Source organism: Frankia sp. CoWAU3 (genome assembly GCF_977971855.1).
In genome coordinates, this window is record NZ_CDWWXB010000179.1 from 6,717 (window position 1) to 7,849 (window position 1,133).

Genomic DNA, 1,133 nt, shown 5'->3' on the forward strand with positions numbered 1-1,133 from the left:
CCCGGTCCGCGGCCTCACCGTCACCGACGATGTTGACGCGCAGCGGGATGCCGCGGCGCAGCACCTCGACGATGTTCGCGTGGGTGGGCGCATGGGCTCCGCGCCGGCCCGTGACCCGGTCGTGCTCGGCCTGGTCCGCGGTGTAGTAGCTGGTGGACATCCGTACCCCAGGCCGCGTCAGTGTCGGCCAGAGGCCATCCGGGATCCGGACCAGATTGGTGAAGATCTCCACCGTCATGCCGGTGTCGAGCGCCCGGCCGACAAGCTCGGGCAGCGCCGGGTGCAACGTCGGCTCACCGCCGATCATCGACACCAGGCGGACCCCAAGCTCGGCGGCAGCGTCGATGACCTCCGCCCAGTCGGCCGCGGTCATCGGCCCGTGCCCGCCGGCCGGGCCCGAGTCGGCGTAGCAGTGGGAACAGGAAAGCTGGCAGCGGCCGGTGAGCTCCAGCGACAGCCGGTCGATCGGCGGTGGGGCAAGGGTGGTGGTCACTTGTTCTCCTTGCGGGTGGATGCGGTGGGGATCAGTGGGCGGTGAGGGCTCGCGGGGGATGGAGCTCGCCGCCCTGGTGGAGGGCGGCGCGCTGCGTGAGCTGGTCGGGGGTGAGGGCCTTCATCCCGTGGTAGGTGCCGGCGACCTGGGCGCGGGCGAGTTCGAGCGCGAGCGCCGCCCACTGGACGAGCTGGCGGTCGATCTCCTCCATCTGCTCGGTCGTGGGCAGCGTGCCGCCGTACAGGAGGTGGTGGACGAGCGCGACGGTCCGCGCCATCTGGCGGACGTTGGTGTCGGCGGTGCCCTGGTAGCGGGTGCACTCCTCGGTGAGGATCTTCACCTGCTCGTCGCTGAGGTTCAGGGCCTTGTGGTGCTTGACGTCCTGGCCGAACAGGTCGTGTGGCGCGAGGGTGAACGCGGCAGTGAACGGCGGCGGGTTCGTCACGGCTTCTCCAGGGAGGGTGTGGGGGCGTCCTGCCACGCGACTATCGGGCGTCTGAGCGGAAGCACGAGGGCGTGGCGGGTCGGCGGTTGTGGCGCCCCGACATTCGGGATCGGGGCGCCCCCACCTTCGGCATCGCTCGGCCGCCCCGGGGGTGAGTCCGGTTGCACGGCTCCACCTCCAGCGGGTATTTCGGCC

2 protein-coding genes are annotated in these 1,133 nt (G+C 71.3%); both read right to left on the minus strand.

What is annotated here, in order from left to right; genetic code table 11:
- On the minus strand, positions 1-493 hold a 493-nt coding region (locus AC08ON_RS14390), incomplete at its 3' end, for a radical SAM protein (protein ID WP_476617149.1).
- 31 nt (positions 494-524) lie between these two features.
- Positions 525-938 carry a hypothetical protein gene (locus tag AC08ON_RS14395; RefSeq protein WP_476607946.1) on the minus strand — a complete coding sequence of 138 codons (414 nt, stop codon included), beginning with the start codon at positions 936-938 and terminating at the stop codon, positions 525-527.
- Between the last annotated feature and the right edge of the window lie 195 nt (positions 939-1,133).